Source organism: Aeromonas sp. 55A, from assembly GCF_051919665.1.
GTDB lineage: Bacteria > Pseudomonadota > Gammaproteobacteria > Enterobacterales > Aeromonadaceae > Aeromonas > Aeromonas veronii.
The window spans coordinates 1,810,599-1,832,233 of sequence record NZ_JBQBEH010000008.1 but is presented as its reverse complement, the minus strand read 5'-3'; the positions used below and the strand labels follow the sequence as shown (position 1 = coordinate 1,832,233).

At 59.2% G+C, this 21,635-nt stretch carries 18 protein-coding genes, 1 tRNA gene, 2 pseudogenes and 1 riboswitch; of the genes and pseudogenes, 10 read left to right on the top strand and 11 right to left on the bottom strand.

Annotated features, from left to right (window positions below; all coding sequences use genetic code 11):
* Positions 1-67: 67 nt before the first annotated feature.
* The 3 genes from ACTG2G_RS12570 to ACTG2G_RS12560 form a co-directional block, all read right to left on the bottom strand.
* Positions 68-1,093 carry a hypothetical protein gene (locus ACTG2G_RS12570; RefSeq protein ID WP_429103903.1) on the bottom strand — a complete coding sequence of 342 codons (1,026 nt, stop codon included), beginning with the start codon at positions 1,091-1,093 and terminating at the stop codon, positions 68-70.
* A gap of 98 nt (positions 1,094-1,191) precedes the next feature.
* Positions 1,192-2,211, bottom strand: a complete 1,020-nt coding sequence (locus ACTG2G_RS12565) for a tyrosine-type recombinase/integrase (RefSeq protein ID WP_439985487.1) — start codon at positions 2,209-2,211, stop codon at positions 1,192-1,194.
* Positions 2,212-2,323: 112 nt separating this feature from the next.
* A tRNA-Leu gene (locus ACTG2G_RS12560) sits at positions 2,324-2,409 on the bottom strand.
* Between the two features lie 143 nt (positions 2,410-2,552).
* Here ACTG2G_RS12560 and ACTG2G_RS12555 point away from each other — a divergent pair.
* Complete coding sequence (locus ACTG2G_RS12555; RefSeq protein WP_421386528.1) at positions 2,553-3,086, top strand: RDD family protein; 534 nt, start codon at positions 2,553-2,555, stop codon at positions 3,084-3,086.
* Between the two features lie 74 nt (positions 3,087-3,160).
* Here the strand turns inward: ACTG2G_RS12555 and lptG are convergent, their stop codons facing one another.
* Entirely contained in the window at positions 3,161-4,231 is a 1,071-nt protein-coding gene (gene lptG / locus ACTG2G_RS12550; protein ID WP_005355217.1) for an LPS export ABC transporter permease LptG, read from the bottom strand.
* Positions 4,232-4,256: 25 nt separating this feature from the next.
* Positions 4,257-5,369, bottom strand: a complete 1,113-nt coding sequence (gene lptF, locus ACTG2G_RS12545) for an LPS export ABC transporter permease LptF (RefSeq protein ID WP_005356742.1) — start codon at positions 5,367-5,369, stop codon at positions 4,257-4,259.
* A gap of 172 nt (positions 5,370-5,541) precedes the next feature.
* Between lptF and pepA the strand changes: the two genes are divergently transcribed.
* The 3 genes from pepA to ACTG2G_RS12530 all read left to right on the top strand — a co-directional run bounded on the left by pepA (position 5,542) and on the right by ACTG2G_RS12530 (position 10,597).
* Positions 5,542-7,050 carry a leucyl aminopeptidase gene (gene pepA, locus ACTG2G_RS12540; RefSeq protein ID WP_005336423.1) on the top strand — a complete coding sequence of 503 codons (1,509 nt, stop codon included), beginning with the start codon at positions 5,542-5,544 and terminating at the stop codon, positions 7,048-7,050.
* A gap of 174 nt (positions 7,051-7,224) precedes the next feature.
* Complete coding sequence (locus ACTG2G_RS12535; protein ID WP_100644885.1) at positions 7,225-7,680, top strand: DNA polymerase III subunit chi; 456 nt, start codon at positions 7,225-7,227, stop codon at positions 7,678-7,680.
* A 64-nt stretch (positions 7,681-7,744) separates the two neighbouring features.
* Positions 7,745-10,597: a valine--tRNA ligase gene (locus tag ACTG2G_RS12530; RefSeq protein ID WP_439985486.1), complete on the top strand. Its 2,853-nt coding sequence runs from the start codon at positions 7,745-7,747 to the stop codon at positions 10,595-10,597.
* Between the two features lie 67 nt (positions 10,598-10,664).
* Here ACTG2G_RS12530 and ACTG2G_RS12525 read toward each other — a convergent pair whose 3' ends face one another.
* Complete coding sequence (locus ACTG2G_RS12525; protein WP_421386524.1) at positions 10,665-11,651, bottom strand: sodium:calcium antiporter; 987 nt, start codon at positions 11,649-11,651, stop codon at positions 10,665-10,667.
* Between the two features lie 87 nt (positions 11,652-11,738).
* Positions 11,739-11,846: riboswitch (yybP-ykoY riboswitch) on the bottom strand.
* Positions 11,847-12,018: 172 nt separating this feature from the next.
* On the opposite strand from ACTG2G_RS12525, the gene ACTG2G_RS12520 reads away from it, so the two are divergent.
* On the top strand, positions 12,019-12,606 hold the full coding sequence (locus ACTG2G_RS12520) for a superinfection exclusion B family protein (RefSeq protein WP_005336432.1): 588 nt from the start codon (positions 12,019-12,021) through the stop codon (positions 12,604-12,606).
* 97 nt (positions 12,607-12,703) lie between these two features.
* Here the strand turns inward: ACTG2G_RS12520 and ACTG2G_RS12515 are convergent, their stop codons facing one another.
* The 4 genes and pseudogenes from ACTG2G_RS12515 to ACTG2G_RS12500 form a co-directional block, all read right to left on the bottom strand.
* Positions 12,704-13,564, bottom strand: a complete 861-nt coding sequence (locus ACTG2G_RS12515) for an AraC family transcriptional regulator (protein WP_124241572.1) — start codon at positions 13,562-13,564, stop codon at positions 12,704-12,706.
* A gap of 4 nt (positions 13,565-13,568) precedes the next feature.
* Positions 13,569-13,853, bottom strand: a pseudogene (locus tag ACTG2G_RS12510) (GNAT family N-acetyltransferase); the annotation flags it as partial.
* A 14-nt stretch (positions 13,854-13,867) separates the two neighbouring features.
* Positions 13,868-14,562 (bottom strand): IS1 family transposase gene (locus ACTG2G_RS12505; protein WP_270657729.1). Its coding sequence is split into 2 segments (ribosomal slippage): positions 13,868-14,316 and positions 14,316-14,562, totalling 696 coding nucleotides; the frame shifts between segments, so codons are not numbered across the junction.
* Positions 14,563-14,619: 57 nt separating this feature from the next.
* Positions 14,620-14,841: pseudogene (locus tag ACTG2G_RS12500) on the bottom strand (GNAT family N-acetyltransferase); the annotation flags it as partial.
* A 644-nt stretch (positions 14,842-15,485) separates the two neighbouring features.
* On the opposite strand from ACTG2G_RS12500, the gene ACTG2G_RS12495 reads away from it, so the two are divergent.
* The gene (locus ACTG2G_RS12495) at positions 15,486-16,649 is read left to right on the top strand and encodes a hypothetical protein (protein ID WP_439985485.1); all 1,164 of its coding nucleotides are present in this window, start codon (positions 15,486-15,488) and stop codon (positions 16,647-16,649) included.
* Between the two features lie 109 nt (positions 16,650-16,758).
* Positions 16,759-17,535 (top strand): substrate-binding periplasmic protein, encoded by a 777-nt coding sequence (locus tag ACTG2G_RS12490; protein ID WP_058058128.1) that lies wholly within the window; start codon positions 16,759-16,761, stop codon positions 17,533-17,535.
* Between the two features lie 12 nt (positions 17,536-17,547).
* Here the strand turns inward: ACTG2G_RS12490 and ACTG2G_RS12485 are convergent, their stop codons facing one another.
* Entirely contained in the window at positions 17,548-18,396 is an 849-nt protein-coding gene (locus tag ACTG2G_RS12485) for a helix-turn-helix domain-containing protein (RefSeq protein WP_376889515.1), read from the bottom strand.
* 145 nt (positions 18,397-18,541) lie between these two features.
* On the opposite strand from ACTG2G_RS12485, the gene tyrS reads away from it, so the two are divergent.
* From tyrS to ACTG2G_RS12470, 3 genes are all read left to right on the top strand, one after another.
* Positions 18,542-19,807: a tyrosine--tRNA ligase gene (gene tyrS, locus ACTG2G_RS12480; protein WP_421285500.1), complete on the top strand. Its 1,266-nt coding sequence runs from the start codon at positions 18,542-18,544 to the stop codon at positions 19,805-19,807.
* A 168-nt stretch (positions 19,808-19,975) separates the two neighbouring features.
* Complete coding sequence (locus ACTG2G_RS12475; protein ID WP_376890634.1) at positions 19,976-20,887, top strand: lipase family alpha/beta hydrolase; 912 nt, start codon at positions 19,976-19,978, stop codon at positions 20,885-20,887.
* Positions 20,884-21,633, top strand: coding sequence for a lipase secretion chaperone (locus ACTG2G_RS12470; RefSeq protein ID WP_376889519.1), 750 nt, complete (start codon positions 20,884-20,886; stop codon positions 21,631-21,633). The genes ACTG2G_RS12475 and ACTG2G_RS12470 overlap by 4 nt, the downstream gene beginning before the upstream one ends.
* Positions 21,634-21,635 lie beyond the last annotated feature (2 nt).

Genomic DNA, 21,635 nt, shown 5'->3' with positions numbered 1-21,635 from the left:
ATAACGTTCTGCGGTTTGGTCGGGGAGTATTTAACGCGATGTGATAGGTTTTCTTTTAGAACAGAAGTCAGCTCACTTCTGTTCTTGACTTTTTCAATATCTTGGCTGCACTAACGATATATGAAGGGATAACTCCCCATGCTTCAGCAACAAACCGAGCCCATGGCTCATCTTCTTTATTTGTCCTGCATGGGATTCCTGATGCAGTCAGAAGTACTTTTGCGGCCTGTACAGCATCAAGTTGAGATTCTTTCATCTGATTCTGAAGCTCAGTATCTTCTTTAATGAGTTTGATCGATCTCTCTAAAGAAGCGATATCATCAATATACAGTGACTCAAAACCACCTTCGCTCGCTGTCTGAGCGTGTAAGTGTTGAATCAGATCCTCAAGGTACTCCAAGGTAATCTCGGAATCTGACAGAGGTAGATCCTTGTTGCGCATTCCTTGTCGGGTATACCCTCTCCCCCATACTTTCCCCAGGCAAGGGTTTAGCAATGCGATATCCAAGGCTAATCTAACAAGAGCGTACGATATTTCTTCTTCACTTTTCCCTGTTACTTGAGCCATGAATCCCTTTTGGAAGCCAATCTTGTGATATTCAATGTAGGCAGCCACAGCCAGTCTTGGAATCTTATATCTATGAGGAGAGAGCCTATTTCTAGCTCGGATAGTAGCAACTGACGGTACTGTGATGTCTGAGTCAGCCCAGCGGAGCTCAAGCGCATTCAGTTCAAAATTCAGTAGCTCATCAGTCCACCCAATTTTCCGCAACTTTGCGCTATAATTGATGGCCTCTTTGGCGACTTCACGCTTTATCGTCAGACGAGGTGTTTTATTTTCCCAGCTCCCAATATGGCATTGGTCATTTTGGCGCTCGACTTCATCATCAGACGTTACTTTTTTGGCTGTAATGTCGATTGATACGGAGTCTATTAATTGACCATCTTTTGTAATGGCCAACCTCGGACGACCATTTAGGGAGAAGTACGGAATTCCTTCCTCTCCATCAACAATGATGGGTTCATCATCTGGTGATTTTTGCCATACGACCAAACCCTCCAGAAAATCGCTGTTTATATATTGGTCACTCATCTACTACATCCCCAGACAAACAAAAGCCCCCCGCATCCATAGATGCGAGGGGCTCAGGCTAACATGTTCAATACATCTAAGCTGCACAGCCTAATTGATTAACCACCCATGAGATTACCAAATACCCGATCAGTGAGTTTGGCTTTGTGGGCATTGCACAAATGGGAATATCGTTGGGTCATGGTAATCGACTTATGACCTAACACCTCTGCGATCTCCAGAATGCTGGCACCGTTCATCGCCAACAAGCTGGCACAGCTGTGCCGAAGGTCATGAAAATGGAAATCAGAGAGCAACGCAGCTTTCTTCGCGGCCTGCCAATGGTAATCAAACTCGGTAAACGGTCGATTGAGGCCAGAGGGATGAGGGAACACAAAGCTGGCACCAATCTCGCGAAACTTGGAGAGCTCAGTAAGCAAGTCAGCGGTCAGAGATAGAACCCTCTGACTACCATTCTTGGTCACCGCCAAGTGAGCTGTGCGCGTGTTGAAATTAATGTCTGACCATTGGAGGCCAATCAACTCGCCCCTCCGTGCACCAGTGGTCAACGCCATATGAACCAGCATATGAAGTCGCTCCCACTTGCTCGACTTTGTGGCCTTCATCAATCGAGCAAGTTCATCTGTCGACAAAAAGCGTGTGCGAGCATTGTCTTCCCTCTTCTGTTTCACTTCTAGGCAAGGGTTCACTTTGAGGTCATAGCGATCACACATGTAGGCAAAGACTGCTGACAACGCTGCTTTGTAGCGGTTCAGGGTCGCAGGAGCTTTCCCCTCTGCCTCCAAAATCGAGATGGCGTTTTTGATCCGCTGGCGATTTACCTTGTTCAACGTCTTGTCGCCGAGATGTTCAGCCCACCAGCCCAGACGCTGTGGTACAGATTTGTCCCGTCCCTTGTGCTGTTCAAGGTACTCATGGATAGCTTGTTGAATGGTGGTACTGGTGAGGGTGACGTTGGTTAAGGCATCCGCCAGCTCGTCAGATACAGTAATCTGAGCCAGGAACTGCTCTGCGTCTTTTTTGCGGGTAAAAACTTTGGATACACGGTTGCCGTTACGCATGAACTGAACGCGATAGGACTTGCCGGTTTTTCGAGTGAGAACTTGGATGCTTGCCATTGGTTGAAGCCTCTTGCACATATTTGCACATGAATGAGAGTTATCAACCGCAGAAACTTTGAGCAGGAGCGCTCTTGAGCGCTGTAACCTGTTGACCAAACAGGGAAAAGAATGGTGCCCGGGGTCGGACTCGAACCGACACGGTTATTCACCGGCGGATTTTGAATCCGCTGCGTCTACCGATTTCGCCACCCGGGCAACTGCGAGGGATTATACGAATGGCGCGATGCCATGCAAGGTGTTTTTCGATTGAACACTCCCGTTTGTTCATTTATTCAACGCCTTGCCGATGCGGGGCCAGTTACATAGAATGCCGCCATCATCTTAATGGAATAAAAACGATGGCCAAGCCTAAAAAAGTCCAACAAAAATCCACTTCTACCGCCACTCAGCCATACCCGTCAGCGGGTCTGCTGCGTCGCCTCGGCGCCCTAATCTATGATGCGCTGGTGGTGACTTCGCTGCTGATCATCGCCGGCTTTATCGGCATGGGTGTCGCCAAGCTGTTGCTGGTCACCGGCATGGCCAGCGTACCGGCGGGTGAAGATACCGTCTGGTTGCTGACCCGCCACCACCTGAGCCTGCTCTACACCCTGTGGCTCGCCTTCGTCATCTGCGGTTTCTACACCTGGTTCTGGACCCGCGCTGGCCAGACCGTCGGCATGCGCGCCTGGCGGCTGCGCATTCAGAACGAGGATGGCAGCCACATCCGCGTTACCCAGGCGTTGATCCGTCTCGCTACCGCCGCCTTTGGTCTGGGCAACCTGATGTGCCTGTTCAACCGCCAGCGTCCGCGGGCGTTTCAGGATATCTGGGCCGAGTGCGAAGTGATTGTGCTGAGCAAAGAGGCAAATCTGGAATTGTTGAACAAGTAATCCCGGAGCAATGCAATAACGAAAGAGGGCACCAACAGGAGCCCTCTTTGCATTTCCTCATAACCTCGTGGGGATTACTGCTTGCGGCTGAGGATGTAGAAGGAGATACCGCCAAACAGCAAGCTGGGCGCGATAGCCGCCAGAATCGGTGGTACCGCATAGACCAGACTGATGGGGCCAAACACCCGATCACTCACATAGACGGCGAAACCGGTCATGATCCCCATCAGCATCCGTGCCCCCATGCTCACCGAGCGTAGCGGGCCGAAGATGAAGGAGGAGGCCAGCAGGATCATCGCCACCACCGAGAGCGGTGACAGCAGTTTGCGCCACATCTCCAGCTTGTAGCGACCGGCATCCTGCTTGTTGGCATCGAGATAGCCGATGTAATCGAGCAGACCGGAGACCGAGAGGTTCTCGGGGTCGATACTCACCACCCCCAGCTGTTTGGGCGTCAACTCTGAGCTCCACTCCATCTTGTCATGCTGCTCGCTGCGGATCTGCGCGGGATCGTCGAAGCGGGTAACCTGGGTCTGCTTGAGCAGCCAGTGGTGACGCTCGAACACACCCTCCTGCGCCTGCACCACGTCGATCAGCTTGCGCTCGGGGGTGAAGCGATAGAGGGTGATGCCGGTGAGGGCGCCATCGTTACGCACCCCGTTGATATTGACGAAGTTGTTGCCATCGCGAGCCCACACCCCGTAGGCGGAAACCGTCAGACGACCTTCGGACAGCGCGCCCGCCTTGATGTCATCTGCCATCCGCTTGGCGATGGGGGCCACATACTCCCCCATCAACCCCACCATGATCATCAGCGGGATCGCCGTCTTGAGCGCCGCCATCACGATACTGATCTTGGAGCGACCCGCCGCCTGCATCACCACCAGCTCGGAGCTGGTCGCCAGCTGACCCAGACCAATCAGGCCACCCAGCAGCGCCGCCAGCGGGAAGAAGAGCACCGCCTCCTTGGGCATGGAGAGCAGCACATAGTAGAGGGCGTTGATCATGTCGTAGTTGCCGTCACCGACCGACTTGAGCTGCTCTACATACTTGATGAGCCCCGCCAGACCAACGAGCGTGATTTCACACAGTAGGATCGACATAAAGATGACCCGACCGATATACCTATCGAGAATGCCAAACATCAGCAGAAGTTCCTATGTTGCAGCATCATGCTGATTTTCTGTTGAAATAGCGCCCTTTCACCCCGTTCCACCAGCTGGTGCCCTGCAGATTGAGGGGCAGGCCGATAAACAGCAGGTAACCGAGCGGCACCAGGAACATCCCCGGCCAGTAGGGTAGTCGACCGCTGTCGATGGCCGAACGGGCGGCGCTGAGCAGCAGGAAGTAGGAGAGATAGAGCATGATGGCCGGCAACAGCTTGGCGTAGCGCCCCTGACGGGGGTTGACCCGCGCCAGCGGTACCACCAGCAGGGTCAGCACCGGAATGGAGAGGGGCAGCGAGATACGCCACTGCAATTCCGCCATCATGGCGTTGTCCTGGGTACCGAACAGTTCCATGGTCGGCTTGGCTGCCGCCTTGCGGTTGGAACGCTCCATCTCTTGCTGGCGGATAACCAGACCATATTCGCGAAAATCGGAGATCTGGAACTGCTTGCCGGAGAAGTTCCCCTCGTAGCGGGAGCCATCCATCAGGGTCAGCCACTGCAGGCCGTTCTCATCGACCGTCACCACCCCTTCGGTCGCCACCACCACCGAGGGAGGATTGTTCCCCTCCGCCCGCTGCAGCACGAAGATCTTTTGCAGTTTTGAGCCGTTGTCGTTCAAATCCTGGATATAGGCAACCAGACGCCCCTTGTCGAGCTCCATAAAGCGGCCAGCCTGCAGGAAGGAGATACCCGGATCCGACTTGAACTCGTCGATCACCTGATACTCGCGCTCCTTGGCCTGCGGGGCGATCCAGCCAGTGTTGAACGCCGCAACCACCGCCGTCAGCAAGGCCAGCAACATGGCGCTGCGCATCACAAAACGGTGGCTGAAGCCGACCGCATGCATCACCGTCATCTCGCTTTCGGCGTAGAGGCGACCATGGGCAAACAAAATGGCTAAAAAGAGACTGATAGGCAGCATCAACAGCGCCATATTGGGCAAGTTGAGCAGCAGCAGGGTGGAGACCAGACGTGTCGGCACCTCGCCATCGGCGGCGTCACCGATGATCTTGATAAATTGTTGGCTGACAAAGATAAGCAGCAATACGAATAACACTGCCAGCTGGGTTTTCAGGGTTTCCCTGAACAAATATCGGAAAACGATCACAGTCATTCCCAAGTAAACTTGTGTTTTTAGTCGAATGCCTGAAAAATAGGGCCGTATATTGGATTTTTACCAGTTTGAACTGCGGAGCCTGTGGCTGTTCGCTCCGCCTCTGATACCCCAACAAGCACCGCATTATTCAATAAAAGGTGCCTTTTGTCTTTAGGATGTAGGAGATTCCATGGAGTTCAGTGTAAAGAGTGGCAGTCCAGAGAAGCAACGGAGCGCCTGCGTCGTAGTCGGCGTATTTGAGCCTCGTCGCCTCTCTCCGGTTGCCGAACAACTGGACAAGATCAGCGATGGCTATATCAGTTCGCTGCTGCGCCGTGGCGACCTGGAAGGGAAACCAGGCCAGATGCTGCTGCTGCATCAAGTACCGGGCGTGCTCAGCGAGCGCGTACTGCTGGTCGGATGCGGCAAGGAGCGGGAACTCGACGAACGCCAGTACAAGCAGATCATCAACAAGACCATCACCACCCTGAACGAAACTGGCTCCATGGAAGCGGTCTGCTTCCTCACCGAGCTGCACGTCAAGGGTCGGGATACCTATTGGAAGGTACGCCAGGCGGTAGAAACCACCAAGGCGGGCCTCTACAGCTTCGATCAGTTCAAGACCAACAAGGCCGAGCCACGTCGCCCGCTGCGCAAGCTGGTATTCAACGTGCCGACGCGTCGGGAACTGACCATTGGTGAAAAAGCCATCGCTCACGGTCTGGCCGTGGCCAAGGGTGTGCGGGTCTGCCGCGACGTGGCGAACATGCCGCCCAACGTCTGCAACCCGGCCTATCTGGCCTCCCAGGCCCGTCGTCTGGCCGATGCCTACGACAACATCACCACCAAGGTGGTGGGCGAGCAGGAGATGGCCGAGCTCGGCATGAACTCCTATCTGGCGGTGGCCCGCGGCTCCGACAACGAAGCCATGATGGCCATCATCGAATACAAGGGTCATCCGGATGCCAAGCCCATCGTGCTGGTCGGCAAGGGTCTGACATTTGACTCCGGCGGCATCTCCATCAAACCGGCCGACGGCATGGACGAAATGAAGTACGACATGGGTGGCGCCGCCTCCGTGCTCGGTACCATGCATGCGCTGGCCCAGCTGCAACTGCCGATCAACGTCATCGGCGTGCTGGCAGGCTGCGAGAACATGCCGGGTGGCAACGCCTATCGCCCGGGTGACATCCTCACCTCCATGTCAGGCCAGACCATCGAAGTGCTCAACACCGATGCGGAAGGTCGTCTGGTGCTGTGTGATGCGCTGACCTATGTGGACCGCTTCGATCCGGAAACCGTGATCGACGTGGCGACCCTGACCGGTGCCTGCGTCATCGCGCTGGGCCACCACACCTCGGGTCTGCTGGCCAACCACAACCCGCTGGCCCACGAGCTGCTCAACGCCTCCGAGCAGGCGGGTGATCGCGCCTGGCGTCTGCCGCTGTTTGACGAGTATCAGGAGCAGATCGACAGCCCGTTCGCCGACATGGCCAACATCGGCGGTCGTCCGGCCGGTACCATCACCGCGGCCGCCTTCTTGTCACGCTTCACCAAGAAGTACAACTGGGCCCACCTGGATATCGCCGGGACCGCCTGGAAGAGTGGCAAGGACAAAGGATCTACCGGTCGTCCGGTGCCCCTGCTGACCCAGTTCCTGCTGAACCGGGCTGGCGTGGATATCGAAGAGAAAGAGTAACTCTCCGGCCCCTGCCGATGGCTGCATCGGAAGGGTTGGCGTTACCCTGAACCACAAGGAAGAGGCCCGCCTCTTCCTTGTTTCATTCTTGAATCAGTGAGTTGCGGACGGGAAACGCCCCGTCAGCCTCATGAGGCGGTCAACACTCCGTCACCGCAAAACGGGATCAACCTGATGAGCCAAGTGACCTTTTACCTGATGAGCGAACAGGATGACACGCAGGCCTCTGCGGTCGAGCGACTGGCCTGTACTCTTGCGGCCGAGTCGTGGGGCACGGGCCATATCTACCTGTTCTGCAACGATGAGGCCCAGGCCCTGCGTCTGGACGAGCTGTTGTGGCAACTGCCACCGGAGCGCTTCGTGCCGCACCAGCTGCAAGGCGAAAGTGGCATGGCCCCGGTGGAGATCGGCTATCAGCCACCGAAACGGCGCTACGCCCGCCTCATCAATCTGGCCACTGCGACACCTTTGTTTGCAGGACACTTCGCTCAAGTGGTAGATTTTGTCCCCACTGACGAAACACAAAAGCAGCAAGCTCGCGAGCGCTACAAGCACTATCGCCAGGCAGGCCATGCCCTCGAAATGAGGGATCAGCCCGTCCTTGCCGCACCGGATCCGGCGCAGCCCTGACTGCAACCAATTGATCCATAAAGAATCAACACCAGACTCCATCCATCCAGATTACGGCGAGACCATGGAAAAGACTTTTAATCACAACGCCATCGAACAGGCGCTCTATCAGCATTGGGAAGCACAGGGTTACTTCAAGCCCCACGGCGACACCAGCAAAGACTCCTTCTGCATCATGATCCCGCCGCCGAACGTCACCGGCAGCCTGCACATGGGTCACGCCTTCCAGCAAACCCTGATGGATACCCTGATCCGCTACAACCGCATGCAGGGCAAAAACACCCTGTGGCAGGCAGGTACCGACCATGCCGGTATCGCCACCCAGATGGTGGTTGAGCGCAAGATCGCCGCAGAAGAGGGCAAGACTCGCCACGATTACGGCCGTGATGCCTTCATCGACAAGATTTGGCAGTGGAAAGAAGAGTCCGGTGGCACCATCACCCGCCAGATGCGCCGTCTGGGCGACTCCGTGGATTGGGAGCGCGAGCGCTTCACCATGGATGAGGGGCTCTCCGCCGCCGTGCAGGAAGTGTTCGTTCGTCTCTACGAAGATGGCCTGATGTACCGCGGCAAGCGTCTGGTGAACTGGGATCCGAAACTCAACACCGCCATCTCCGATCTGGAAGTGGAGAACCGCGAGATCAAGGGCCACATGTGGCACCTGCGCTATCCGCTGGCCAACGGCGCCAAGACTGCCGAAGGCAAGGATTACCTGATTGTCGCCACCACCCGTCCGGAGACCATGCTGGGCGATACCGCCGTGGCCGTGAACCCGGAAGACCCGCGCTACAAGGCGCTGATCGGCCAGCACATCCTGCTGCCGCTGGTGAACCGTCTGATCCCCATCGTCGCCGACGAACACGCCGACATGGAGAAGGGCACCGGTTGCGTGAAGATCACCCCGGCCCACGACTTCAACGATAACGAAGTGGGCAAGCGCCACAGCCTGCCGATGATCAACATCTTCACCCTGGACGCTCACGTGCGTGCCGAGGCCGAAGTGGTCGATACCAACGGCAACCCGAGCACCGCCTACGATGCCGCCCTGCCGGCCGAGTTCGCCGGTCTGGAGCGCTTCGCCGCCCGTAAAGCGATTCTGGCCAAGCTGGACGAGCTGGGCCTCTTGGCCGAGATCAAGGATCACGTGCTGCAGCAGCCTTACGGCGATCGCGGTGGCGTGCCCATCGAGCCGATGCTGACCGACCAGTGGTACGTACGCGTGGCACCGATGGCCAAGACCGCCATCGAGGCGGTGGAAGATGGCCGCATCCAGTTCGTGCCAAAGCAGTACGAAAACATGTACTTCTCCTGGATGCGCGACATTCAGGACTGGTGCGTCTCCCGTCAGCTGTGGTGGGGTCACCGCATCCCTGCATGGTATGACGACGCCGGCAACGTCTACGTGGGCCGCAGCGAAGATGAAGTGCGCGCAAAGCACAGCATCCCGTCCGTGACTACCCTGCGTCAGGACGAAGATGTGCTCGACACCTGGTTCAGCTCCGCCCTGTGGACCTTCTCCACCCTGGGCTGGCCGAACAACACAGAGGCGCTCAAGACCTTCCACCCGACCGACGTGCTGATGAGCGGCTTCGACATCATCTTCTTCTGGATTGCCCGGATGATCATGATGACCATGCACTTCATCAAGGACGAAAACGGCCAGCCACAAGTCCCGTTCAAGACCGTCTACATCACCGGCCTAATCCGTGACGAAGAGGGCCAGAAGATGTCCAAGTCCAAGGGCAACGTGCTGGACCCCCTCGACATGATCGATGGCATCTCGCTGGAAGATCTGCTGGAGAAGCGCACCGGCAACATGATGCAGCCGCAGATGGCCGAGAAGATCGCCAAGCGTACCGCCAAGCAATTCCCGGAAGGGATCGATGCCCACGGCACCGACGCCCTGCGCTTCACGCTGGCGGCGCTGGCCTCTACCGGTCGTGACATCAACTGGGACATGAAGCGCCTGGACGGCTACAACAACTTCTGCAACAAGTTGTGGAACGCCTCCCGCTATGTGCTGATGAACACCGAAGATCAGGATTGTGGCTTCAACGGTGGCGAAATGCAGTTCAGTCTGGCGGATCGCTGGATCCAGTCCCAGCTGCAAGTGGCCATCCGTGACTTCCGTACCGCCCTCGATACCTACCGCTTCGACATCGCGGCTGGCGTGCTGTACGAATTTATCTGGAACCAGTTCTGTGACTGGTATCTGGAGCTGACCAAGCCGGTGCTGACCAAGGGTTCCGAGGCCGAGCAGCGCGCTGCCCGCCACACCCTGGTGACCGTGCTGGAAACCCTGCTGCGTCTGGCACACCCGATCATCCCGTTCATCACCGAGACCATCTGGAAATCGGTCGCTCCGCTGGCCGGTGTACACGCCGACACCATCATGATTCAGGCCTTCCCGGAGTTCGACGCCGCCAAGGTGGACGAAGCCGCGATGGCGGATCAGGAGTGGGTGAAGGAGTTCATCGTCAGTATCCGCAACATCCGTGCCGAGATGAACGTGGCGCCGAGCGTGCCCCTCAACGTGCTGCTCCAGTGCGATGCCAAGGATGCCCAGCGTGCTGCTGACAACGAGGCCTTCCTCAAGTCGCTGGCCCGTCTGGAATCCATTCGCGTACTGGCGGACGGTGAAACTGCCCCGCTGTCAGTGAAGAAGCTGATCGGCGCTACCGAGCTGATGATCCCGATGGCCGGTCTCATCGACAAGGATGCCGAACTGGCCCGTCTGGCCAAAGAGGTTGCCCGTCTGGTGGGTGAGTGCGGTCGTATCGAAGGCAAACTCGGCAACGAAGCCTTCGTCGCCAAGGCGCCGGAAGCTGTCATCGCCAAAGAGCGCGAAAAGCTGGAAGATTACCGTCTCCAGCTGACCAAGCTGGAAGCCCAGCAGGCCGAGATCGCCGCGCTGTAAGCACAGCCCCAACCGATACAACAAAGCCCCCTGCCAAGGGGGCTTTTTCATATCCGCGCTTCCCGCTTCAGCTCACCAGCAGCCAGCCGCAAAAACCGAGATAGAGCAGACCGACCAGCGCCAACCGCCCGGCGGTCATGGCCCCCTTTCTGAACCCCCACCAGAGCAACCCCACCGCCAGCAGCGTCACCAGCGAGGAGGCCATCATGGCGCCATCCAGCAACCAGGGGGTAAAGAGCAGACAGAACGCCTTGGGGATAGTGCCCTGGATCATCATGGCTCCGGAGATATTGGCCAGCGCCAGCCGATTCTTGCCCTGTCGCACCCAGATCAGCACGTTCATCAGCTCCGGCATCTCGGTCGCCACCGGACTCAACAGCAGGGCTGCCAGCACCGGCGAGAGGCCAAACAGTTCGCCCACGCTCTCCAGCTGATGAACGAACAGCTGGGCCGCCAGCGCCACCACTACCAGCGCAGCCAGCGTCTGCAACAGCACCTTGCCAACGGGCGGGATCACCGCATCTGGGGCCAGCTTGAGGGGCTCCGGCAATTCGACCTCGTGGCTGTCACTCTGTTTCAACTCGCGCCTTACATAGACGAGGTAGACCAGCAGGAAGAGCGGGGCCAGCCAGCTCTTGCCGGTGAAGGCGACCAGCCCCAGCGCGGTCGCCACCAGAAAGATGCCCATAAACCAGCGCTGATCCCGGCCAATCTCGCGCTGCACCTCGCCATCGATGGCCCGTTCGGTACGCCCCATGCAAAGCAGCAGGGTGAGGCCGACTGCCGCATAGCCGATGGTCGCCAGCACCAGCGGCCCGCCAAGGGCGGCACCGATGCCGATCTCCTGCTGGGCGGTTGTGTTGCCCATCAGCAGGGCGGTGAGGGTCACGATACACTCGGGCAGGGCCGTGCCCAGCGCCGCCAGCAGCGAGCCGGTCGCGCTTTGGGAGAGTTTGAAGTGGTGGCCGGTCCACTCGATGCCGTTGACGAAGTATTCGCAGGCAAGGTAGATGGTGACCGCAGAGACGAGAAATAACAGCAGGGTAATCAACATAATAGATACCGCCAGGCGAGCAGAATAACCGATGGACCCGACATGGCTCGCCCGGCTGGCGTGCATATCGAGGCCAAAGGTCTTGCAGAGCGATAGTGCCTATCGCCGCCCATGCCATGGATGCGAGGATCCAAGAGTGTTGACATGGGCCCGGCCCGGAATTCGGGCGGGTTGCTACTCCCCAATGACTGAGGGGACGTTTTAGCAACTCGACCGCCGCTTCACAAGGCAAGTTAATGACAACTCATTCAATAAGTTGTAAGGGAATGTAACCTCGCCAGCGCCCCCTCCCCACCGCTATTGCGCTGTTGGCACACCGATTGCTGTAGGTAGTTCACTATCCACAACAGTTTGGGAAGGATGAACAATGAAACGGTGGATCCAACATTTCTATCAACTGAACCGCCTCAATTGGCTGATGGTCTGGTTGTTGCTCTGCTGCAGCATCATTCTGCTGTTTCCGGCCGGGCTGATGAAAGGGGCCGTCAGCCAGTGGGCTGCGGATCATGCGGCCTGGCTGGGGGTCGGCATGCTGATCGCCATCTCCTACTTCTGCAGTCAGGGCTTCCTGATCGCCTGGGAGTGGGCATGCGAAGAGTGGCAGGCGCGCCGTCAGCAGGACCAGCTGGCCCAGATGATCGGCTTCCTCGACTTCAACGAGAAGGCGGTGCTGCGCGAGTTCGTGCTGCAGCGTAAAAGCGTCATAAACTTGCCGATCACCGAGCCCGCCGTCAAAAACCTGATGGATGCCGGCGTCCTCACCTACGCCTACGGCAAGCCGACCCGGGAGAAGGATGACGAGAACCAGATCCGCGCCCTGATGATCGCCCTGCCCGCCCGACCGCTGCTCACCTACAAGGTGCTGGGGCTGTCGCGCGGCAAGATGAGCGACGAGCAGGTGGAGCAGATCATGAACGCCCGTCCCAAGTTCGCCCAGAAGGGGTTCCAGCGCTAACCGCCGCCCTATCCGCCAGATGCAAAAGAGCCGGACACTGTCCGGCTCTCTCGTTTCTGCGCGGCGTTCTGTACCATCCCTTGCGTCTTGTTGTGCCCTACCCCTTGAGGCTGGAGCAAAAGCTGACATCGTCCTGCACAGGATCATCGCTCATGCTGTGATAAAGCTCGAAGCAGGGACCATTGCCAAACTCCAGCCCGGCAGCAACGATGTCGCCGATATGTTCTTGCCAACGCGGGCCATACTGACTGCGGTCGGTAATAAGATAACGGGACTGGGCATAACGACCGGCGGGAATAAGCTGGATCTCGACCGCTCCCATCCCCACCGTCCCCGCAGGCACCGTCACCCCGATGTCAGTGCGACACTGAGCTGGCGGAGTCACCTCGGGGTTATCGTGATAGATGAAGATCCACTCCCCACCTTCCAGACCGCGGGCGCTGGCCCACTGATGCAGCTGGCTGCAGACGGGGTCATACCCCTCGCCATAGGGGCCAGTGACACGCATATAGGCCAGAGTACGGGCGTCCATCTCGATGATTTTCATGGTATTGCTCCTTGCAGATGAGTGACCCTCAGCATAAGGATTCGGCTTCACAAATGCGTGTCCATCCTTGCTCATCAAGTGTCCATTCTTGCTCTTGTCGCGGCGAAACTCTCCCGGCGTGCAACCATAGTAACGGCGAAATACCTTGGCAAACGCCTGGGAGCTGGCGAGCCCCGCCCCCAACGCAATGGCCGTGACACTGGCATCGGTATAGCAGAGCTGCCAAGCAGCCCGCTGGATGCGCAGACGACGACACATCTCCCCGGGCGTCTCCCCCGCCACAGCCGTAAACACCCGGTGAAAATGGTAGAAAGACAAGCAGGCACTGCTTGCCAGCGTTTCAATGGAGAGATCGGGATTCTGCTCCAGCGCCCGGATCACCGGGCGCAATCTGGCCTGATAATCGACCATACCGTTAGCGACTGGCGCCCCCCGCGACTCTGGCCATATAGAGTGCATCCACATAGCGCTCCTGGCGGAAGGCATAGTCACGGGCCAACCCCTCCTGCGTGAAACCGAACTTGCGATAGAGCGCCTGTGCGGGCTCATTGTCGGTATAGACGGTCAGCTCAATCCGGTGCAGGTTGAGCCAGTTATCGGCCAGATCCAGCGCCGCAGCCATCAGGGCAGAGCCAACCCCCTTGCCGGCCCAGTCATCCCGTACCCCCATACCGATACAGGCCACATGCTTGCGTCTCGGGGTAATGACTCCAATCAGTTGAAATGGTGTCTTTCTATAAAGGCACCAATCACTTTCTCGTGGAGCTCAACGGAACGAGAGAAGCAGATGGTCTTGCGAGCCAATCGCTTGATGCGCATTCTGAGCGTCAGGTTGTTACGCTCGATACGCTGGGTGAATATCTTCCCGGTCAGATGCATCTCGCTCGGCACCTCTCTGGCATAGCTTCCCCAATCATCACTGGTGATAAAGCCTATCTGGAACGGAGAAAGCAGGCTCAGCAACCGACGGCATGTCTCATCGTTGCGTGGGCCAAAGGTATATGCCACGACTCGTTTTCTCTTGGTATCAAAAGCATACCAAAGCCAATGTCGATGCTGTTTGTTGCCAACATAGGCCCATTGCTCATCAAGTTCACAGATAAGTGCCACGTCATCGAGCACCACCTTTTCGGAGGTTACTTGCCTTGGGGTGAGTTTTTTAGGGTGCGTATGACTGTGTTGATGCCAATCTTGAGGACGCGAGCAGTATCACGAACACCTGAGCCGTTGAACGCCATATCAACAATCTTGTCTTTGACGCCAGGCTTGCGGGCTTCATAGGTGTAGGTGAGCTGAAACACGTGCGGACAGACGGGGCAACGATAGCGAACATGGCCGGCAGGGGTCTTCCCATGGCGATATACGTGGTCAGAGTTGCAGCGAGGGCAGTGAACGGTGATGGATGCCATGAAGCTGTCGGTCTCAAAAGAGTTCATCATATCAACTCAACCGATCGGATGCATCACCCGTCTCGGATTGGACTCAACCAGCAGCGAGAGCTGGCCTACCAGCATGCCGTCAACATCGGCCACCAGTGCCACCACGCTGTCGCTCTCCAACCGCTTCTGCCACTGGCTAAGGGGTGGCATAGGCAAGTGCAAAGTGCCCGCCTGGGCATTGGGCATGGCGTAAAGATCCCGCAAGGCGGGGGCATCGGCGGATTCGGCATGACGGATGGTAATCTGCATATGAGGCTCCTTCTCGAAACGTCCATCATGCATCATCCATCGCATCAGTCCATACAACCGGCACGGTCAGAGTGATTTATTGTCGGCAGACAGGGCTGCACACTGAGCCATTCAGCCAGTTTCATAGGTGAAAAAAAACGGAGCAAACGCTCCGTTTTTCAATGCTTTATCAATCCCGGACGGAACGCGCTTCGCGCTCTTGCCGCTCCCTTGCCAACAGGCGTTTGTACCACCAGCTACTGCGACGACGTTGTGCATTGGAAGAGCGACGAGCCATTTCTTAGGTTCCAGCCAAGAGTAGAAAGGAGCTGCATTATGCGACAGGGATCACGTCCATGTCTTTAGCTGGATCAAGAAAAGCCTCACTGGCCCCCTGAAATCCTCTTCTGGTTTTGCTGCCATGTGGCCACTGGCAGCACCATCGCAGGGGAACGCCAGACTCTCAGGCCCACTCTAGCAATCAACCCGGCCCCGAGTTTACTTGACGGATAATCATACAGCCTGCTGGCATTGTGGAACCAATATGGTAGCCTGCCAGCGCCTGCGGGCAGTCTCTCGCTGCCACGCGCAAACTCCCGGTGAATTTGTCACGTCCTGACAAAATATAACCTTATTTATCAAATCGTTATTTGGATCTTATCCCAATGCGTATCATGCCGTTGCTCAAGGCTGCCTGCCTGAGCCTGATGTTGTCCGCCTGCGTTGCCCCATTGCTAATGATGAGCCCCACCAGCCAGCTGATGTGGGCCCTGCTCAAGCCGCTGGTCGGCTTTGACCCGAACGAGGTCAATCTGTTCGAACAACCCCTGATCAAGGATCGGATGACCGCCATCCTTGGCCCCAATTACGACAGCACCATGCAGTTGCTCAAGACTGCCGACAAGTTACAGCAGGAGGGGCCGCTTTTCTATGTGGTCTCCGAGTATGCGCCCGTGCCGGATATCGCCAAGCAGGCGGGGATGGTGTGGAACTCGCAAACCAACCAGATGTCTGTATTGCTGCAAAAAGGGGATGGCACCACCCTGACCTTCGGCGAAAATCTGGCGGGCACGGCACCGACATGGCCAACCGCCATGCAGGGCTGGCAGACCCCCACCAGCCAGCTCACCCCGGCGGCTAATGCCCTGACCGGGGCGGCGACCAGTCAGAGTGGCGCCTCCCCCTTCTCCCTTGGCAGCGCTCTGGGCACAGTGACCCGCGGCGTCACCGGCTCGCTGACCAACAGCGCCAGCCAGGCCATCAGCGGCGCAGCCGCCAACGCCACAGGGCAGGCCACCCAAGCGGTGAGCCAAAGCACGACCGCTCTTACCCGCACTGCAACCACCGCAGTCACTGCACCCGCCAAACAGGCTGTCAGCAGCGCCGCTGCGACCGCGCCCCAAGAAGCCACCAAGGCCGTTACCGCTCCGGCCAAACAGGCCGTCAGCAGCGCTGCTGCGACCGCAACGCAAGAAGCGACCAAGGCCGTAGCCGCTCCAGCCAAGCAAGCCGTCAGCAGCGCCGCTGCGGCCGCGATCCAAGAAGCGACCAAGGCCGTTGCCGCTCCGGCCAAACAGGCAGTCAGCAGCGCCGCTACGGCCGCGACCCAAGAAGCCACCAAGGCCGTTGCCACTCCTGCCAAACAGGCCGTCAGCAGTGCCACAGCTACCCTGACACAAGAAGCGACCAAAGCCGTTGCCGCTCCGGCCAAACAGGCCGTTAGCGCTGCCTCTCATACGACCGGAGAGAGCGTCGCCGATGCCGCCAGAGCGGCGGAGGCCAAGGCGCGCGCCAAGGCAGAGGCGGAGATGGAAGCCCTGCTCAAATAAACAGACAGGCCACCGAAAGGTGGCCTGTTTTTTATCCCGCTACCGGATCATGACGTTATGGAAAAGGCCACATAGACTGTTAGGTAACTACCCGCACAAGGAGTGCATCATGCGTCGTCTGCTCCCTGCTCTCGCTTCTCTCGCCCTGTTTATCGCGCTCCCAGCTCCGGCACTTATCTACTATTCGGAGCAGAACATGCCACTCAATGGCCTGGATAAAAATGGTCAGCCTGTGGGGTTGGCGGTCGAGTTGCTGCGCCTGATGTGGCGCGAAATGGGAGAGCCGGAGCAACCCATCCACTTTCTGCCCTGGGCCCGCGGCTGGTATCTGCTGACCCAGCAGCAAGAGGCCGTGCTCTTTACCACGGCGCACACCAAGGAGCGGGATCCCCACTTCCTCTGGGTCTGCCCCATCAGCCACTCCAGGGTCGCTCTGGTCGGCCGCAAGCAGGATGCCCCCAAAGTGGCCAGCAAAGCGGATCTCGCCAAGCTGCAGATTGGTGTGATGCAGGCAGATGTCGGGGAGCAGTTGCTGCTCAACCGCGGGATCAGCCCGGGCAATATGATGTCGGTGGAGCGCATGGATCAGGTGGTGCGCCAGCTCATCATGGCACGCACCGATCTGGTGGCGGGCAACGAGGTGATGTTGCGCCATCAGGCCAAAGAGCTGGGTTTCCCCAGCGAGGATTTTGTCACCGTCGCGATCATTGAAGAGCAGGACAACTGCTTCGCCTTCAACCTGAGGGCAGACAAGCAACAGGTTGCCCGCCTGCAACAGGCGCTGGACAAGGTCAGACAGGGGGATGAATACAAGCAGCTGATGAAGCGCTACCAGTTGCTCAGTATCCTGCCCGAAACCACTCCCACCATCCCGCGCCTCGAGTAACCCCGGCCCACCCTATGGCGGGCTCTCTCTATCTCCCGCCGATGACGCCTGTGATGCTTCCACCGGAGTCGTAATGAGGTGGTTCAGAAAGAGATTGAACAGCTCGGCCCGCGAGCCGAGCCGCAACTTGCCGTAGAGGTGCTTGCGGTGATTCTTCACCGTACCGCTGCCAATCCCGAGCTCCGCGGCAATCGCCTCCGTATCCAGCCCCTGCAGCAGCAACTCCACCACCTGCCGCTCGCGCCGGGTAAGCCTATCGCCCCCGACACTCGACATCGCCTGCTCCACCGCGATCTTGAGGCTGGCGCTATCTGACAGTGCCGTGCTCTGGGCCAACAGCGGCTGGCTCTGCCGCCACTGCTGACGACAAAGCGAATGTACCAGCGGGAACAGCTGCTCCAGCCTCGCCAGCTCATTACGGCTGAGGGTACTGCGCTTGTCGAGTCGCCCGAGAAACAGCATCAGCGTCAGTCCGTCCCGCACCGGCAGGATCAGCCCCACCTCCTCCTGCCAGCCGGTGGCCTGATAGAAGTGGTGGCGATATTCGGGATCGAGCCGCCCTTGAGAGACCTGTGCCAGCGTCCAGACGCCAGCAGGCAAGCCTTGTTCCAGCGCCTGCATAAAGGGATCCTGACTGAAGTGGCTGGTGAGGTAGCGGTCAAACAACAGAGCCCGCTGATGATTGAGGTTGTCGTAGAGGTAGACGGGGCGCTGCCCCACCCCTAGCAGCAGGGCGCAATCAAACGCCACCTGTTGCTGGATCAGCCGCACCAGCGCCGCCGCAAAGGCGCTGCTGTGCAGGGCATCGACCACCTCGGTCATGCTGCGGGTCAAGGCATCTGTGGTGAATGGCTGGGTCATGGTGGCACGTTTCCGGTGGCGGGGAGCGATTCCCCGCTATGGCTGAATGCTAGCACGAGAGTGGTAAAACTGTCCCTCAGGGGACATATCCGCCACCGGCCAGAACGGCGAGGATGACGGCTTTTCCCCTGTTGTTGGAGCACCCATGATCAACCCCCACCTGCTCGATGAGCTGACCGAGCGCGGCCTTGTGGCCCAGAATTCCGACCCGGCGGCCCTGGCCGATCATCTTGCCACCCCGCGCACCGTCTATTGCGGGTTCGATCCCACCGCTGGCAGCCTGCATATCGGTCATCTGGTGCCGCTCTTGATGCTGCGCCGCTTCCAGCTGGCGGGCCACACCCCGGTGGCACTGGTGGGCGGGGCAACCGGCCTTATCGGCGATCCCAGCTTCAAGGCGACCGAGCGCAGCCTCAACAGTGCCGATACCGTGCAGGGTTGGGTCGCCAGCCTGTCTGCCCAAATCAGGGCGCTGCTGCCCGCCGATGAGGGCCTGTCAGCCCCGCAACTGGTCAACAATGGTGACTGGATGGGGCAGATGTCCGCCCTCGATTTTCTGCGGGATATCGGCAAGCACTTCTCGGTCAACGCCATGCTGGCGCGGGAATCGGTGAGTCAGCGGCTGGCTCGCCCGGATCAGGGCATCTCGTTCACCGAGTTCTCCTACGCTCTGCTGCAATCCTACGACTTTGCGGTGCTGCACCAGCGGCTCGGCTGCACCCTGCAGATTGGCGGCAACGACCAGTGGGGCAATATCACCAGCGGCATGGATCTGACACGTCGCCTCCATCAGGCGCAGGTACACGGCATGACCCTGCCCCTCATCACCAAGGCAGACGGCACCAAGTTCGGCAAGACCGAGGGTGGCGCGGTCTGGCTCGATCCGGCGCTCACCTCCCCTTACGCCTTCTACCAGTTCTGGCTCGGCACCGCGGATGAGGATGTCTACCGCTTCCTGCGCTACTACAGCTTTATGTCGCTGAGCGAGATTGATGCACTGGAAGCGGAAGACGCGAAGCGGCAGGGGCGCAAGCAGGCCCAGCAGGTGTTGGCGAACGAGCTGACCGAGCTGGTACACGGCAAGGCGGCGCTGGCGGCGGTGCAGCGCATCAGCGAGCTGCTGTTTAGCGGCGATGTGGCCCGCCTCGGCGAGAGCGATCTGGCCCAGCTGGCGCAGGATGGCATGCCGTGCAGCACCGTCAGCGGCGAGACGGATCTGGTCAGCCTACTGGTCAGCTGCGGTCTGGCGAACTCCAAACGCATCGCCCGCGAACTGCTGGCGGCGGGCGCCATCAGCCTCAATGGTGTGCTCAAGCAAGATGATCAGCTGAGCGCCACTGATCGGCTGTTTGGCCGCTACCTGCTGCTGCGCCGGGGCAAGAAGCAGTATCACCTGGTGGAGTGGCAATAAGCCGCAGGGCGGGGAGCTCAGCTTCCCCGCCCGCACCCAGAATCCCTTTTGAATCCCGAGTTGCGATCCCCCTCACAGCCTCTCCCGTCAGCAGCCACCATACTGGCACCGGCGAACATGGAGTACGCCACACAATCTGTTCCTCACGAATCAACAAGGATGCTGATGATGAAGAGATGGCTTCTGGTGCTGCTCTGCACCCTGCCCATGCTGGCACACGCCAGCGGATACACCCAGACCCGCTACCCCATAGTGCTGGTGCACGGCCTGTTCGGCTTCGACAAGCTGCTCGGGGTCGATTACTTCTACGGCATTCCCCAGGCCCTGAGCCGGGATGGTGCCAAAGTCTACGTGGCTCAGGTGTCGGCCACCGCCAGCTCGGAACAACGGGGCGAACAGCTGCTCGCCCAGGTTGAGCTGCTGCTGGCGGCCACCGGCGCCGAGAAGGTCAACCTGATCGGCCACTCCCACGGCGGCCCCACCATCCGCTATGTCGCCTCGGTCGCCCCCGAGCTGGTCGCCTCCGCCACCAGCGTCGGCGGGGTCAACTACGGCTCAGAGATTGCCGATCTGGTGCGGGCCAATGCCGCCCCCGGCAGCGCCGCCGAGAAGCTGGCGGCCGCCGCGGCCCACGCCCTCTCCGGCATGATTTCACTGCTCTCGGGCGGGAGCCAGCTGCCGCAAGATCCGGTCGCCGCCCTCGATGCCCTCACCAGCAAGGGGGCCAGCCAGTTCAACCAGCGCTACCCGGAGGGGCTGCCCAGCAGCTATTGTGGCGAGGGGCCGATGCAGGCGACCAACGGCGTCTACTACTTCTCCTGGAGCGGGCGCGGCAACCTGACCAATCTGCTGGATCCGGTGGATCCTGCGCTGGCGCTGACCGGTGCCTTCTTCAAGGAGCCCAATGACGGACTGGTCGGGGTCTGCAGCAGCCACCTCGGCAAGGTGATCGGCACCGACTACCGGATGAACCATCTGGACGAAGTGAACCAGTCCTTCGGCATCCACCATCTGTTCGAGACCGATCCGGTCACCCTCTATCGCCAGCATGCCAACCGTCTCAAGGAGCTGGGACTATGAAGATAGCCACCCTGCTCGTCGTGCCCTGCGCCATCACCCTGCTGCTTGGCGGGGTGTTGCTCTGGCCCACGGCACCGACGGCAGACTCATCCCCCGCTCAAGCCAGCCAGCATGCACAGAGCCACCCGCACGATCCCGAGCAGGAGGCCGCCGATGCCCTGCAGGCGCGCTATCGCACCTTTGTCTCCGCCCAGAGCAGCCTGACGGTGCCCACCGAGATCTCCCTCGCCAGCTTGCAGATCCTGTTTGACGAGCGGGAGCAGCTGCGCCAGCAGAGCTTTACCCCGGCCGAGCAGGCCCAGCTGTTTGCCGAGGATCGACTGATGGAGCAGCTGACCCTGCGCCGCAGGGCGCTGGCGGAGGCAAGAGACAGCGACAAGTCGCAGCTGGCCAGCGAGCTGGATCTCTGGCTGGCGGAGCAACCGGGCTGGTTTCGCGAGGCGGAGGCCAACAGCCGTCTGATTGAGGAGTTGCAAGAGCTGGCGCAGATGGACCCGGCCAAACGGGAGGCTCTGCTGCTGGAGACAGGGGGGCCGGAAGCGGTGGATCGGATGCGCCAGCTGGAGCAGAACCGGCAAGGGTTCGAGGAGCAGCTCAGCGGCTTTCTGGCCGAGCTCAGGCAACTGCCGAACGAGGCCAGGGCCGAACAGCAGCAGGAGCTGCTGGCCCGCTGGTTCGAACCCGGACAGTGGCGCCGGGTCGAGGCACTCACCCGGCTCAAGCTAGGGGAGCCACACACCGAATGAGA